Here is a 15,237-nt window from a genome sequence, read left to right as displayed (position 1 = left end):
CCTACCTATTCGTTGTCGTCACATTTGGAATTCGGGGGTGTGGAGGATCAAGCCGTCCCACGCCTCGGACACCGGCATCTGGCACGACAGCCGAGAGGTCGGCTGTCGCTCGGGGTTCATTGAGAGCATCTCCTCTTCCTCGGCGCCGGAGAGGCCCACCTGCTCTGACCACTGCGGATCGACGACCACGTGGCAGGTGCCACACGCGGCCTCGCCGCCGCAGTCGCCGTCGATACCGGGTATCGCGTTGTTTGTCGCAACCTGCATCAGCGACTGACCTGCCTGCAGAGGCGCTTCGCGCTTCTCGCCGTCGTGGGAGACGAAGGTGACAACCGCCATGGCCAACTCCTCATAGGTTCGTGCTCGGTGACTTGGTGAAAGTCTCATCGAGGAAGGTGGCTGCGGCTATGTTCGCAGGAGTCAGATACTTGTGATTTCGGCTCAGAGGGGCATGTTTAGGTGAACCTCAACGATCCGGGTGTGCCGCCGCTGGCGTTCGTGCAGATGCTCGAGAGCCACGCGCTCGACCCAGACGTCGTCGCGCGGCTTCGTGATGTCATGGCGCGTGAAGGTACTGACGAGGCCACCTTGATTCGGCGTGACATTCAGGCCCCGTTGCGGTGGCTTCGAGAGGTCTACCCCGATCTTGACGTCGACCACGCAACGCTGCTCGGCTTCGCGTTCGCCGGGCAGGCCCAGTTGACGTCCTTCGGCCCGTTGAGTGTTCCGCTGGTGAGTGCCGGCTCGGTCGCCGAGATAGTGGAGCTGCTCACCTATCTGCCGCTGATCACCGCAGCCATCAATCCACAGTTTCATCCGAATGCCGACGGCCTCACCGTTGGGCTGAGCGGACACACCGGCGATCCGGCGCTGGACTGCCTGGCCGTCACTTACACCGGGTCGGCGTTGTTGCGGCTGATGGACATGCTCGTAGGTCCCGCGCCGACCGTCGCGCTTCATGTGGGTTGGCCAGCGCCCGTTGCGCCGGCTTCCTACCAGGAAGACCCTGCGCTAGCCGGGCGCGTGTTCTTCGAAGCTCCGATGTCCTATCTGCACGTTCCTGCGGACACGCTCGACGAGGTGTGCCGCTTCTCCGATCCCCTCGCGTATCGACTCGCCGTCGCCGAGCTGAAGCGAACTCTCGACCAGCGGCGCGGAGCCACCTCCTTCTCGGAGAAGGTGAGACAGCTGCTGGAGAAGGACCCCGGGCAGCGAAGTAGCCAATGGGTGGCAGACGAACTCTCGGTGTCCACGAGCACGCTCAAGAGGCGTCTATCCGAAGAGGGGACCACCTTTCGGCAGTTGCGCCAGTCGTGTTTGCGCGAGAGCGCCATGCTGCTGTTGCTCACCCGTTCGATGTCGGCGAGTCAGATCGCCACCGAACTGGGATACGGCGATCTGACCAACTTCTCGCATGCCTTCAAGCGATGGACGGGCCGCTCTCCGAGCGAGTTCCGGCTCTCACGACACTGAGCGCTCGCCTCGAAGTCAGGTCAGGACTGCGTCGCCGAACCAAGCGCACATGAGCAGTGCGAACTCGACGTCCAGTCGGTCATCGGCGAGGGCTCGGCCACGGCGCTCGACCGCCCGATTCACGCGGTATTTCACCGTGTTGCCGTGAATGTGGAGGTCCACGGCCGCGGCCTTGAAGCTGCCACCGGCGCGGAGAAACGTGCTCAGCGTTTCTCGCAAACGGCGATCCGATGTGCTGCTCGAAGCGAGTGGGCCGAGCACATCGTGGACCCAGGACTTCAACGTCGGGACATCGGCCAGCAGCATCGATGCGAGCGCCAGACCGGAGTCTTGGGCAGCGACGAATCGTCGGGTGCCGCCTTCGGCCACCATCGCGACTGCGCGCGCCTGTTGCGCTTGCCGGTAGGTCCGACGAAAGCCATCCAGCCCGCGAGACGGCGCACCGACCGCCATTCGCGGGCTCTCGCTGCAGGTTTGGGCGAAGGCGCGCAGCTGAGATAGTGAGCTGGACGGGTCGGGGACCGTCATCCACGCGCACGCGACGAGGCGGTCAATCGAGTGGTAGAGCAGTTGCTCGGCTCCAGCCGCGGAGGCCGCGTCCCGCGCGACACGCTCCAGGGCGATGAGCTGATCGGCATCGGCGCTCGCATCCTGGTTGAGCCAGACCAGGAGGGCCATATGCGTTGCGCTCAACGGGTACCTCATGGAGTACGAGGTCTCGGTCACGTCGATGTCGCGTCCGTCCAGGATGTCGCGGATGGCTTGTTCACGCAGACTCCGCCGGTTGTCGTCCCAGTGCGCGCGCTCGACCTGGTAGGTCTCCAGCACCTGTTCGGACATCCAGTCGATGTAGCGGAACGACACACTGGTGATTTGCTCGAAGAGTGCCAGTTTCTGTTCGGGGGGGAGGTCCGCGCTTCGCAAACCGGCGATGATGAGATTGAGCCCGTGTTGATGCCCGAGCCTGTAGGCGCGTAGCAGCGCGTTGACGGGGATCTCACGCTGCGCCATCCGACGCGCGTGTTCGAGGGCAGCCGTCGGCGCTTCGACGTGGTCGATCGGAATCGAGTAGCGGATGACGGATAACCAGGTGCCCACGTTCGCCGCGACGGTGTCGCTCAGCAAATCCCTGAGCTGCTGATCGGCCGTAAGTTCGGTGACCTGCTCAACGAGAAGCCGATGGATGGCCTCGGGTAGGCCCGTGACCAGGTCGCCGACGCGGCCGAGCAAGTCAGCTAATGCGGGTGCAGGGGCGCCTTCACCTCGCGACGAATCAAGCACACTAGGCACAGTAGTGCGCCCTTTGTCTCCGGGAGACAAAGTATGCCGAAAAGTTCAACGATGTGAGACCTACCGGGCCCGCGCAGTAAGTTCTACGGTCAGACCAGGCGATCCGCTCAACATGGAGCGGTCCGAGTGCTGACAAAGTGCAACTGAACGCCTACGCAGCTTCTGTCGCACGGCACTCACAGATGATGACCGCATCAAAAGGAGGAAGCGCATGGCCTGTCTGTTCGCACTAACTGTGTTGGCGATGCTGGCTACTGGCGTGGTGTCATTTCGAAGGTGTGCGCTCCAATCGCCCAGACGTGTCATCATCCTCGCCCCACTCAACCGACTCCTTGATCGTCTGGGCCATGATGCTGGGGCGCTGGCTCAAGCAAACGAAAGCCCGTCGCTCTAACTCAAACTCCACCGTAGGGCCGCGCGTGTCGTCTTGGACGAGCCCTACGAATCCAGATTGCGTCGTCGACAGAAGCGGCAACGCGTCGGCGAGTTTGCCAGCGCTCCAGCAATCGCGGCGACGGCATTGGTCTTGGTCGTCAGTACTGTCTCGGCTACAGATTCGTCCGGGTCAGATCTTCGGTGGAAACACACGTTGCCCACCTCATTCTCTGCGTTTAGACTCCGAGTCTAGACCGTCGTCATTCGCGGTAGGAGCTTCTTATGGTCGCGGTGCAGATCCGTTATGACCCGTTCGATGCCTCGATCCTCAGCGATCCCTATCCGACGTACCGGTTGTTGCGCGATACGGTTCCGGTGTACCGCGCCGAGGAATCACATACCTGGGTATTGAGTCGGCACGCAGACGTTCAGGCCGCAGCACTGGATCACGGCACGTACTCCTCGGTGGACGGGATATTCCCCACCCCGCCGGGATCGAATTTCATCGGTTCGTTCCTGCCGATGATGATCGTGATGGACCCTCCGCGACATGACCAGTTGCGCGCCCTGGTGAGCCGAGCGTTCACTCCGCGCAGAGTTGCCGGTCTACAAGACGCCATCACGCAGATGGCGGCGGAGTTGTTCGAGCGCCTCGACGAGGGGTCGGGGCGTGCGGACTTTGTGACCGACTTCGCCGCCATCTTGCCTGCGGCGGTGATCGCTGATTTGTTGGGTGTTCCCGCCACGGATCGTGATCAGTTCCGAGTGTGGTCGAGCCAGGTGGTGCAGGTCGACGTCAACCACGGACAAACCTCCGACGCTCTGGCCGCCGCCGCGGCGATCTACGCCTACTTCACTGACTTCCTCGCTGACCGCCGCAAGAATTCTCGCGAGGATCTGATGTCGGCGTTGGCGAATGCCGCGGTCGACGGTGTCGTGCTGACCGATGAGGAGGTCCTTGGGTTCTGCGCGTTGCTGCTCGTCGCCGGCTACGAGACCACTACGAATCTGCTGGGGAACTCCGCGGTCGTGCTGGCCCAGCATCGGCAGATCCGTCGGTGCCTGGGCGCCGATCGAACGCTGTTGGGGCCGGCGGTGGAGGAGTTGTTGCGTTACGACTCACCCGCTCAGGGTCTTTCACGAACCCTGACCCGTGATGTCACTCTGCACGGCACGACCATGCGCCAGGGCGAAAAGGGACTGCTGCTGTTCGGGTCGGCCAATCGTGACGAGCGTGCCTTCCCCGAGCCGGACGTCTTCGACATCGAGCGCCGCAGCGAGCACCAGGTGGCCTTCGGTCGCGGCATTCACTTCTGTCTGGGTGCGTCGCTAGCGCGGATGGAGACCCGGATCGCCCTGAATGCGTTGCTGGACAAGGTGCCTGACTGGGAGGTCGACCTGGACTCCGCGCGGCGGCTGCGGTCTGGGCCGATTCGTGGCTACACCTCGCTGCCCATTACGTGGACCACTGCGGTCTAGCCCGTGCCCGTCTTCGACGACATCGACAATGCGTCATATCCCATGCAGGCCGCCCGGAAACTCACGGGAGGCCAGAGATGGACGCTTGTGGTGTCGTGCCTGTCGGTGGCACTGGTCATCGGCTCAATGGCGGCCCTGTACACCTCGCTGCCCGACATCGCAGAGCAAACCGGCGCGACGCAAAGTCAATTGACGTGGGTCGTGGACGGCTACACCCTGGTCTTAGCGGGCTTGGTCCTCCCTGCGGGCGCCGTCGGTGACCGGTACGGTCGCCGGTTGGTTCTGATTCTCGGACTGCTCGTCTTTTCCGCGGCGTCGGTCATTCCGCTGCTCGTAGCAGATCCGTGGTGGCTGATTTCGGCGCGAGCCATCGCAGGGCTGGGTGCTGCGTTCGTGATGCCCTCGACGCTGTCGCTGCTGACCGCGGGATTCCCCGAGCATCAACGCGGCCGCGCCGTGGGGATCTGGGCGGGTGTCGCCGCATCGGGCGCCGTCGTCGGCGTCTTGTGCTCCGGGGCGCTGCTGGAGGTATGGACGTGGAAATCCATCTTCGTCGGTCTCACCGTCGCCGGTTTGGCATTGATGACTGCCGCACTCACCCTGCCTAAGACCGCCCAGGAAACCCATCCACCCCTGGACTACATCGGGTCGCTGTGCATCGCTGCTGCCGTCGGTGTCATCGTCATAGCCGTCACCGAGGCACCCTTGCGCGGTTGGACCGACGGGTGGGTGCTGGGGCTGTTCGCCGCCGGCGTCGTGGGGTCAGCGGCGTTCGTGGTCGTGGAGCTGCGGCGCGAGTACCCGCTGCTGGACCTTCGACTCTTCGCTGACCGAGGCTTCGGCAGCGGCGCGCTCTCACTGGTCCTCCAGTTTCTGGTCATGTTCGGGGCTTTCTTCCTATTGGTGCAGTACCTCCAACTCGTGGTCGGCTACGGGCCATTGCAGTCGGCGATGGCCCTCACGCCGCTGATCGTCCCGATCGTGGTCATCTCGCTGATCGCGCCGATGCTGGCCGAGCGGTACGGCCTGCGCGTGGTTACCGCCCCGGGCATGCTGCTCATCGCCGTTGGCCTTTACTTGGTCAGCCGCCTCGGTGTTGATGCGACTTACCCCGATTTTCTATGGCCTCTGCTGGCCATGGGCGCCGGGCTGGGTCTAGTCACCGCGCCAGCGACCACAGCGATCGTTGCCGCGACGCCGGTGGAGAAACACGGCGTGGCCGCCGCAGTCAACGATGCCAGCCGAGAGATCGGTGCCGCCATCGGTGTGGCGATCGCCGGCAGCGTGCTGGCCGCCGGATACACCAATCGCATCCAACCCGTGCTTCCCGCAGTTCCGCCGCCCGCGCGCGAAGCATTCGCGGACTCGCTGGCGGCAGCACTGCCAATCTCCGAGCAGTCCAGTCCCTCTGCTGCGCATCTCGCTGACATCGCCAAAGAAGCGTTCGCACACGGCAATAGCCAAGCCGCCCTTGCGCTTTCGGCAATCACGGCCATCAATGCGGTCATCCTCGCGATCTGGGCGCCGGGCCGCCCGCCTACAACCCCACGGCGCCGACCGTCGACCGAGACCAGCACCGAATCGCAGACCGACACCTCTACAGAATCGAGCACCGCGTGAGCGAGGCGCCAACCCTTGAGCCAGAGCAGTTGCCGCCGCACACCCCCACGTGCATGGGATGCGGCCCCGACAACCCCAACGGCTTGCAGATGACGGTGTTTCGATCTGGACAACACGTGTACACCGACCTGGTCTTCGACGAAAGGCACGGCGGAGCACCAGGTCTCGCGCACGGCGGTGCTATCTCCGCCGCCTGCGACGACCTGTTCGGCTTCACCCTATGGATCGCGGGCACCCCGGCAGTCACCCGCAATCTGGCTATCTCCTACATCCAACCGGTGCCATTGCATCAACCCCACCGCATCGTTGCCCGCGTCGACAACCGCGAAGGTCGAGCACTGCATGTCAGCGCAACCGGAACGGGAGAGGACGGTGTCGTGCGCTTCACCGCCACCGCGATGTTTGTCGCCGTGGATGTCAAGCACTTCGCCGCACACGGCGACCTCGGCGCGTTCGGCGACATGCTCGAGCGGTTCGCCGGCTCACGGCGGTCAACCGATGACAACGAAAGCGAGGCGTGACACGCCATGGTGACCGTGAAGTATGCGCAGTTCGATGAGCAGATCGCCACGCAGTTGCTGAAAACGGCGAACACAGCCGGAGGACTGTCAACGTTTCTGAACTTTCGGCACACCGAACTGACCGCCGGTCGGCTGGTGGCGGAGATGGAGACCCGCGACGATCTGCTGACACCGTTCGGCAACCTGCACGGCGGGTGTTTGTCCGCGATGGTCGACCACTGCCTCGGGGTGGTGTTCTATCCCGTCATTCCGGCAGGATCATGGGTCGCCACCACCGAGTTCAAGCTGAACTTACTCAGACCCGTATCCAGCGGAGTGTGTGTCGCGGTCGCCGACATCGTGTCGCTGGGCAAGCGCAGCGGGGTGGCGAGGATCGACATCACCAACGGCGACAAAGCCGTTTGCGCCGCGCAGGGCACCGTCACGATCGTGAACACCATGGGCAACGCGTCGTGACCTCCGCCGTGCAGCATCGGGTACGCACCGGAGACGGGATCACCCTGGCCGCCGACTACTACCACTACGACGGCAACCGTCCCGTCGTGCTGCTCCTGCACGGCGGCGGCCAGAACAGGCACGCCTGGAGCAGGTCGGCGCGTCGGCTCCATTCGTGCGGGTACTCGGTGGTCGCCTATGACACCCGCGGTCACGGTGATAGCGACTGGGACCCCGCCGGCCGCTACGACGTCGACCGGCTCGCGAGCGACCTCATCGCCGTCCGTGACCACTTCAGCGCCGATACTCCGCCCGCCGTCGTGGGCGCCTCCCTGGGCGGCATGACGGTCTTGGGTGCGCATCTGCTTGCACCCGCGGACTTGTGGGGGGCAGTAGTCCTGGTCGACGTCACGCCGCGGTTGGAGTTTGCGGGCGCTCGTCGTGTCGTGTCGTTCATGGCCGCCCGCCCCGAGGGCTTCGGCACCCTCGACGAGGCCGCCGAGGTGATCGCCGCCTACAACCCGCATCGCGCGAGACCCGACAACGTCGACGGCCTGCACAAGGTGCTCCGTCAGCGCCACGATGGCCGCTGGGTCTGGCGATGGGACCCGGCATTCATCCACTCCAACTTCGACTTCCTGCGCGACGGCGCCACCGAGGGAACCGAGCAGTTCGACGCGATCAGCGATCTGCTGATCGACGGAGCCCGACGCGTCACCGCCCCCACACTGCTCGTACGCGGACTGCTGTCCGACGTCGTCTCCCAGGCCACCGTCGACGAGTTCACCCAACTAGTCCCGCACTCCGAGACCGTCGACGTGTCCGGCACAGGTCACATGATCGCCGGTGACGACAACGACGCCTTCACCGCCGCGGTCACCGATTTCCTCGACCGCAACACGCCGTGAAGACCCGACTGACTGTTGCGATGGGGTTAGCCAGGCGCAGTTGGCCCCAGGGCTTTGAAGTAGACGTTGCTACCGCCACCAGTGCTGTCGGCATCCCACCATGAACCCGCGGGGTCGAGTCGGATGAAAAGTCACCGGTTTCGATCAATCGTGCAGCACTAGTCAGTCGATACGTTAAATTTCTTCGCCGCGATCTGCGGTTCGACCTGCGGCACTGGCGATCGTCGCCGCGACCGGGGTGTGCGCCTCCCCTGCATTCTGCAACAACACGTAACCTCCGAGGCTGCCCAGAAACCCTGCACAGTGCCCGACGAGTTCGTCAGTAGTGAAACTCAGCTCGCCGTCGAGTCGGCGGCGCAGAATTTCGAACAGCCCTCCAACCCCCAGTGTGGAGGCCAAGTGGGCAACGCCCACTGCCGAGTCGGCAATGTCGAGGTGGAGTCTGGCCTCGCGCAACACGAGGTCAGTGAATCCGGCCAACATCTCACTGCGCAACTCCCTGAGCAGTGGCTCGGTCGCGGATTCAACGAACAGTATCCGGGCAAGCCCAGGGTCGTCGTCGATCATCCGGATTAGGGCGCTGATCGGGCCATACGCCAAGACTGCGGGTTCGGCGTCGGAGTCGGGAATTGCTTGCTCTATGACGTCGTAAAACGTGCCGTAGACCTGCCGATAGACCGCCCGCAACACCGCGTTCCGGTCAGAGAAGTGTTGATAGAAGTAGCGTGACGTGACGCCGGACTTTGCGCAGATGGCAGTGACGGTGGCGGCTGCAACACCACGTGTGCCGATTAAGTCAACTGCCGCATCGATGAGACGTCCTCGCCTGTCTTGGCGCCGCTCGTCCGCAGACATCCCGCTGTACACCCGCTCGGAACGCATGAGTCAAAGCTTGCCATCCCAATCTGACTAGGCATAAAGTCACATGATCAGGCTGTCCATCACGACGGGAGCTATCAATGAGCAGTGAGCCGAACGCACGACCACCGGCGCGGGTGCTACCGAAGCCTCGACGCGTCCGTTTCGCGATGCCCGCAGCGACCAAACGTCAGCACTTCGTCGACGGCGACTTGGTGATGAGCCATTTCGTATCGACCTTGTCGGCGACATTCCCGGAGGGGGAGGATTTTTTTATCCGGTCAGTGCGCGAGTTCCGGGACCAACTCAGCGATGCCGATCTACGTGAAGCGGTGAAGGGATTCATCGCGCAGGAGGCGACCCATCGGCATCAGCATCGACTTCTGAACGATCGACTCCAAGCGATGGGCTATCCAACCGACGGGATCGACCGTCACACCAAGAAGTTGGTCGGCCGACTTGAGAAGCGCTTCTCTCCTGCGATGCGGCTGAGCGTGACCGCGGCCCTGGAGCACTACACCGCCACGTTTGCCGAGATCATCCTCACCAGTGACGAGGCTCAGGGACTGATCGGCCACACCGAAGTCCGGTCGATTCTGCTCTGGCACGCATTCGAAGAATGCGAGCACAAGGCAGTCGCTTTCGATGTCTACACGGCCATCGGAGGCGGCGAACGCACCAGAGTCTGGGGAATGCGGCTCGCCACCGTAATCCTGTTCGCGGAGTTGGTTGTCCAGACGATTCGCTCGTTGGTGGGCGACCCAGCCGCATACAACCCGAGACGCATCCTGACCAGCCTTCGCGCCTTCCGTCGTTCTCCACTGTTCAGCTCGGCCGCCATTGAACGTTTTCGTTCGTACACCCGCGCCGGATTCCACCCCGACGACTGGGACAGCACCGAAATTCTCGAACGCTGGACCAGAGAACTATTCGACGCCGACGGAACGCAGCGAGTGACCACCGGCGCTGGCCCGTAGCCCGTCAATGGCAGAATGAATTGCCCGCTGCGGACGCCATGGTGACCTTTCCGGGTAGCCGATTCCGGGCATTGGTGCGTCATCGGATTCTCTGGCGCGCAAGCTCTTTCGTGTCTTTTTCTGAACGGCGCCCAGATCCCGTCGTTCTTCAAACGCGCGGTGTCTGCAAGTTGTACCGCGCACTCGGGCTGGGCGAGCGTATCGCCAGCTAAGCCTTTCCACGAGAGTCAAGGAGACATGTCCAATGGCATTCAAGTACAGCGACATGCTGGAGACGATCAAGAATCGGCAGTGGGCGCTGGCCGACATCGATTGGGATGCGCCGGGCGCCGATGCGATCACCGACGAGCAGCGGCCCACCCTGAAGCAGTTCATGTCTGATGTGGTGTGGATAGAACACGTCGGAGCACGCGCTTTCGCCGCCATGGCGCCGAAGGCGCCGTTCGATGCCCTAGGTGACATTTACAAGTACTTTCACGCGGAGGAGCAGCGGCACGCTAACGCGGAGCTCGCCCTCATGAAACGTTGGGGAATGCTTGACCATGGCGAAACTCCTCAGCCGAATAAAAACATTCGCCTCGTCATCGAGTGGCTCGACAGATACGCCGAGGCCCTTCCGCTGACAGTGATCGGAGCGGCGATTCCCGCGTTGGAGACTGCGCTTGACGGAGCACTGCTCAAGTTCCTGCTCGACGAGGTGGAGGATCCGCTGTGCGCCGAGGTCTTCAACAAGGTCAACAGCGACGAATCGCGACACCTAGCAGTCGGATTTCAAGTCCTGAACGACCTCGGCGCCAGCCCTCTGCGCATTCATGCGATTCAGACAATAGGGGCGCTTGTCGACCCCAGAGTTCTTGTCGGCGGCGTCCTGTACGTGCCGCTGCTTACTAGGATGCTGACGAATCTCAACGCCATGGGACTGTCGGGAGGAGAAGTTGTACAGCGCGGTGATGCGGTACGAGAACGTAGGGGACCGTAGTGAGTACACGCGCCGCGTTCCCGGCTACCACATCCTAAAGGCCCACATGTCCGCGAGCATAAAGCGTTCCCAGCCATTGCATTACATTTCACAGCGGTTGGGCACCGCGATCGACCACTTCCCCACGGCGGTGCTCGGTAAGCCTCCATCGTGGACCGAAGAGCTGACCTATGAACCGGTGGCTAGATGACGACACCACGACCGTGTCGATAGTCGTTTGCGGGTTTCGACGGCCTGGGACCGCAATTCGCCTGCTAGAGCGAGGCATTGGGGTTTCGTTCTACTCGAGCCTGCGGACCTGGCGGGACCCCACATATCCCGGCGCTGCGTGTGATATCCCATCGCGCGCGCTTCAGAGTACGGGCGATGTGCCGGTAGTAGTTTCTGGTCAAAAGCCGTTGGACGCGTACGGATGTCGCCAGCACCATCAATGGCGCCAAGGTTCCACCGCCGTTGGGCCGTCGCGCGTGGGTCCTGTAACCGTAAAGTGCCGAGCTTTTCGTGTCGCCACGAACTGTTACTTCGCCCCTAGTCGTGTCGCTATACAGCGCCGGTCGCGATTTACTGCCCGCCAGAGCCAAATGTGCAATCGTCCGCTTTCGGCACCTGGCCATCGGGGCGTTGCAACCACACCTCGCACGCTCGCGCGGCCGTCCTGTGGGTGGGTTTGGACCCGAGGTGTCCTTGTAGTTCGTTCACCAGCTACGAGGGGGGATGCGACGGCGGTGTAAGAACACATCTACTGACAGCGGCCGGTTAGCCGATTGCAGGCGCTAGTGGGATCGTGTGGTGGCGGGGCGTTGCGGCCACCAGCTGGCCTCGCGGAGCAGGACGGCGATGGCGGGGACGGTGAGCGTGCGCACGACGAAGGTGTCGAGCAGCAGACCACAGCCGATGATGAACCCGGCCTGAATCATGATGGCGATGGAGCCGACCATCAACCCGAACATGCTGACCGCGAAGATGATGCCAGCTGAGGTGATCACCGAGCCGGTGCTGGCCACGGTGCGAAGCACCCCGACGCGGATGTTGCGGGTGGATTCCTCCTTGAGACGCGAGACCAGGAGCATGTTGTAGTCAGCGCCTACGGCCACCAGAATGATGAACGCCAACAACGGCACAGGCCACGCGATTTCGTAGCCCAGGCCCCACTGGAACACCAAGACTCCGATGCCCAGCGACGCGGTGTAGTTGAGTACGACGGTGCCCAGCAGGTAGAGCGGGGCGAGCAGTGCACGCAGCAGCAGCACCAGGATCATGCCCACGATGAGCAAGGTCGCGGCGGCCAGCTGGATGAAGTCGGCGGTCAGGAGGCGCTGAATGTCGGAGTTGACCGCGGGAAATCCGGCGACCGAGACGCGGGCCTGCGCCAGGGAGGTGTTGGGCCGGGCGGCCTCGGCGACGGCGACCATCTCATGGGACAGGTGCATGGCGTCCGCGCTGTAGGGGTCGTTGCTGGATTCGATGAGGAATCGGGCGGTCTTCCCGTCACGGGAGAGGAATTGTTTGGCGACGTCGGCGAACTGCCGGTTCTCGAAGGCGTTGGGCGGCAGGAAGAAGCCGCTGGCGGTGTCGGAGCCGGTGCTGGCGCGCGCCGAGTTCTGCAGTTGGGTGGCGATCTGGCTCATCCCGCTGAGCATTTCGATGTTGCTGTCGGCCAGGGTGTGCACACCGGTGGCGAGCGCTCGGGCGCCGGAGGCGAGTTGGCGGATGCCGTCTTGGAGTCGGCGGACGTTTCCGGCCAGGTCGGCGGGGTCACCGAGCGCACCGAACGCGTTGTCCAACGAGGTGACGGCGGTCTGGACGTCGGCCAGGGTATCGGCCACGGATGCGTTCTGGCCGACGGTGTCGCCGAGCCCGGCGACCTGGGTGAAGAACCCGGCGTTGCGTAGCGTCGTGAGGACTTGGACTTGGTCGCGAATTTGGGCGCACTGCGGTGTGGTCGCGCACCACGGCGAGGTGTTCAGGGCGCCCACAAGGGGGTCGATCGTGGCGATGGCGCCGTCGGCCTGCTCAGCGAGTGGGCGCAGCCCAGGGCCAGAACGCAGCGCCTGGTCGACGGCAGGTGCGGTGGCCGAGAGTTGCTTCAACAGGGGCCGGAACTGGTCCACCTGTTGTCCGGCGCTCTGGGCCTGGTCGAGGATTCCCGTCAGTGGCGTCAGGGCGGTCCGCAGGGTGGTGTCGAGTTGGGCGAGGCCGCCGGCGAGTTGGTCCGCGCCGCCGGTGAGCTTGGCCAGGTCGTCCTTGCGGGCGCTGCCGTCGTCCACTGCGCCGGCCATCTTGTCGCCGATTTGTCCGTTCTGCCAACCAAGTTGCGCTTGCTCCAGGCGTGCTCCCGCGGGGCGGGTTACCCCGGACACCTTCGTTACCCCGGGGATCTGCGCGATGCGCGACGCCATCTCGTCAAGGTCGGCCAGTCCCTTGCCGGTGCGCACGTCAGTGGGGGACTCCACGACGAGGAATTCGGAGATGACGATGTCCTTGCGGAAGTGCCGGTCCAACAGCTGGTACCCCTGGTTGCTGGCGGTGGTGTCGGGTTGTCCTTTGCGGTCGTCGTAGCTCAACGTGATCGTCGTGGCGACCGCTGAGAATGCCAGCAGGATGGCAAGGCTGACCAGCAGCAGCGGCACGGGCTTGCGCACCACGGCCACGGCTACCGAGTTCCAGTAGCGGCGCGTGCGGTCGGACTTGGGTTCGCCGATGCCGCGTTTGGCCGCCAGGGACAGCACCGGCGGCAACAGTGTCACGGTCGCCACGAACCCGACCAGCACAGCCACCGCGCAGGCCGGTCCCATCCCGGCGAACACGCTCAAGTTGGCGAACACCATCGCGGCGAACGCCAACGCGACCGTGGCGGCCGAGGCCAAGATGACGCGGCCGATGCTGGCGGTCGCGTGCTCCACCGCCTGATCGGGGGCGACCTGCGCCCGGCGCTGTTCGTGGTAACGGCTGATGAGAAAGACGGTGTAATCGGTGCCTGCGCCTAGCAGTATCGCCGTCATGAAGGCCACGGTGAACTGCGACACCGGCATACCCAGCTCGCCCAGCGCGGAGAGCACCCCCCGCCCCACGGCCAGACTGATGCCGATCACCAGCAGAGGCAACAGCGCGGTGAACACCGACCGGTAGACGATGAGCAGGATCAGCGCGATCAACCCCGCGGTGGCGATGGAGATGAACAGCAGATCGTGTTCGGCCTCGGCGATCTGATCGCTGAACGTCGACGGCGGACCGGTGACCTTCGCCGTCGTCGACGAACCGTCGAACACCTCGGCGACGATGGCGCGGACCGCGGTAACCGACTCGGCGGCAGCGGGGTCACCGAGCGTGCCGGCCACCCCGACCGGCAGATACCAGGCCTTGCCGTCCTCGCTGAGCGCCTGAGTCGCGGTCACCGGATCAGCCAGCAGGTCCTGAACGAGAAGCACGTGGTCGGTGTCGGCACGCAGCCGCGACACCAGATCGGTATAACGTTGCCGCGCCGACGGCGTCATGCCCGACTGGTCCTCCATCGCCACGAACAACATGGTCTTGGAGCCCTGCTCGCCGAAGGCCTCGCTCATCCGGTCGATGGTCTGGAAGGACCCGACGTCGCGCGGGATCAGCTGCACCGACTGTTTCTGGACCACAGTCTCCAGTTGCGGAAACAGCAGGGCCAGAATCACTGCCAGTCCGACCCAAGCGCCAACGACCAACGCCTTGTGCCGCACCGTGAAACGGGCCAACGCGCCGAGACGCTCGCTGTACTCCCCGGACGTCCTCGCTGCCGATAAGGCGCGTTCGCGGACCCGATTGGCGGCGAGGTCGTGCGCGTCCGTTTCGTTATCGTCGGCACTCAAGGGCGCACCGCCGGGCGCTCCGAAACCAGGTCATCCTCAGGCAGATCATGGCGCACGACGCGAACCCGGCCACCAGGTAGACAGGCCATATAACCGTGGCGCTTGCCGTACAACTCCCACGCCGTGAAACTCTCATCGGCGGTCACTGTGAAGCCATAGCCGTTGGAGAACTCGACACGCAGAGTGCCGTCGTCGTCGCAGGTGGCGCGAGTGCAGACGCTCCCGGCGAAGTTCAACAACGAGCGCTGGTAATTCGGCACGTCATTCGGATCAACGAGCACGTCTTCTGCCGGATAAGCCCCCACCGGAGGGAGTGACAAGCGCAGTGGACGCGTGATGACCAACTCGTTGTAGTCCTCCAGATTGAGCACCAGACCGCCGACCAGGCTGACGCGCTGGACCTCGCACGCTTCGATCCACTGGGTGATCATCAGACCGCCTCTCGCCGCCAATTGGGTTCCTACGATACTAACAGTATCGCTG

The 15,237-nt window shown here is 63.8% G+C and carries 12 protein-coding genes and 1 pseudogene; 8 read left to right on the top strand and 5 right to left on the bottom strand.

Features of this window, described 5'->3' with window-relative positions; genetic code table 11:
- Positions 1–18: 18 nt before the first annotated feature.
- Positions 19–339: a 2Fe-2S iron-sulfur cluster-binding protein gene (locus G6N61_RS26075; protein ID WP_163923158.1), complete on the bottom strand. Its 321-nt coding sequence runs from the start codon at positions 337–339 to the stop codon at positions 19–21.
- 120 nt (positions 340–459) lie between these two features.
- Here G6N61_RS26075 and G6N61_RS26070 point away from each other — a divergent pair, with 120 nt between their 5' ends.
- The gene (locus tag G6N61_RS26070) at positions 460–1,473 is read left to right on the top strand and encodes a helix-turn-helix transcriptional regulator (RefSeq protein WP_163923155.1); all 1,014 of its coding nucleotides are present in this window, start codon (positions 460–462) and stop codon (positions 1,471–1,473) included.
- Between the two features lie 15 nt (positions 1,474–1,488).
- Here the strand turns inward: G6N61_RS26070 and G6N61_RS26065 are convergent, their stop codons facing one another.
- Entirely contained in the window at positions 1,489–2,754 is a 1,266-nt protein-coding gene (locus G6N61_RS26065; protein WP_163923152.1) for a PucR family transcriptional regulator, read from the bottom strand.
- Between the two features lie 666 nt (positions 2,755–3,420).
- On the opposite strand from G6N61_RS26065, the gene G6N61_RS26060 reads away from it, so the two are divergent.
- The 5 genes from G6N61_RS26060 to G6N61_RS26040 are packed head-to-tail and all read left to right on the top strand — an operon-like array spanning position 3,421 to position 8,101.
- Positions 3,421–4,617, top strand: a complete 1,197-nt coding sequence (locus G6N61_RS26060) for a cytochrome P450 (RefSeq protein WP_163923149.1) — start codon at positions 3,421–3,423, stop codon at positions 4,615–4,617.
- A gap of 42 nt (positions 4,618–4,659) precedes the next feature.
- Entirely contained in the window at positions 4,660–6,237 is a 1,578-nt protein-coding gene (locus G6N61_RS26055) for an MFS transporter (protein ID WP_163925118.1), read from the top strand.
- A gap of 53 nt (positions 6,238–6,290) precedes the next feature.
- Entirely contained in the window at positions 6,291–6,758 is a 468-nt protein-coding gene (locus tag G6N61_RS26050) for a PaaI family thioesterase (RefSeq protein ID WP_163925117.1), read from the top strand.
- Between the two features lie 6 nt (positions 6,759–6,764).
- Positions 6,765–7,214 carry a PaaI family thioesterase gene (locus tag G6N61_RS26045; protein ID WP_276078137.1) on the top strand — a complete coding sequence of 150 codons (450 nt, stop codon included), beginning with the start codon at positions 6,765–6,767 and terminating at the stop codon, positions 7,212–7,214.
- Positions 7,211–8,101 carry an alpha/beta fold hydrolase gene (locus G6N61_RS26040; protein WP_163923146.1) on the top strand — a complete coding sequence of 297 codons (891 nt, stop codon included), beginning with the start codon at positions 7,211–7,213 and terminating at the stop codon, positions 8,099–8,101. Before G6N61_RS26045 ends, G6N61_RS26040 begins: the two co-directional genes overlap by 4 nt.
- Before the next feature lie 174 nt (positions 8,102–8,275).
- On the opposite strand, the gene G6N61_RS26035 is transcribed toward G6N61_RS26040, so the two are convergent.
- Positions 8,276–8,983 (bottom strand): TetR/AcrR family transcriptional regulator, encoded by a 708-nt coding sequence (locus tag G6N61_RS26035; RefSeq protein ID WP_179973525.1) that lies wholly within the window; start codon positions 8,981–8,983, stop codon positions 8,276–8,278.
- A 77-nt stretch (positions 8,984–9,060) separates the two neighbouring features.
- On the opposite strand from G6N61_RS26035, the gene G6N61_RS26030 reads away from it, so the two are divergent.
- Positions 9,061–9,936 (top strand): metal-dependent hydrolase, encoded by an 876-nt coding sequence (locus G6N61_RS26030; RefSeq protein ID WP_163923142.1) that lies wholly within the window; start codon positions 9,061–9,063, stop codon positions 9,934–9,936.
- Between the two features lie 244 nt (positions 9,937–10,180).
- Positions 10,181–11,105 (top strand): annotated as a pseudogene (locus G6N61_RS26025) (ferritin-like domain-containing protein).
- A gap of 583 nt (positions 11,106–11,688) precedes the next feature.
- On the opposite strand, the gene G6N61_RS26020 reads toward G6N61_RS26025, so the two are convergent.
- Positions 11,689–14,754, bottom strand: coding sequence for an MMPL/RND family transporter (locus G6N61_RS26020; RefSeq protein WP_163923139.1), 3,066 nt, complete (start codon positions 14,752–14,754; stop codon positions 11,689–11,691).
- The gene (locus G6N61_RS26015; RefSeq protein ID WP_163923136.1) at positions 14,751–15,185 is read right to left on the bottom strand and encodes a DUF6188 family protein; all 435 of its coding nucleotides are present in this window, start codon (positions 15,183–15,185) and stop codon (positions 14,751–14,753) included. The genes G6N61_RS26020 and G6N61_RS26015 overlap by 4 nt, the downstream gene beginning before the upstream one ends.
- Positions 15,186–15,237 lie beyond the last annotated feature (52 nt).

It is taken from the genome of Mycolicibacterium arabiense (genome assembly GCF_010731815.2).
Taxonomy (GTDB): domain Bacteria; phylum Actinomycetota; class Actinomycetes; order Mycobacteriales; family Mycobacteriaceae; genus Mycobacterium; species Mycobacterium arabiense.
The sequence above is the reverse complement of the archived record's forward strand: the minus strand, read 5'-3'. Positions and strand labels throughout refer to the sequence as shown.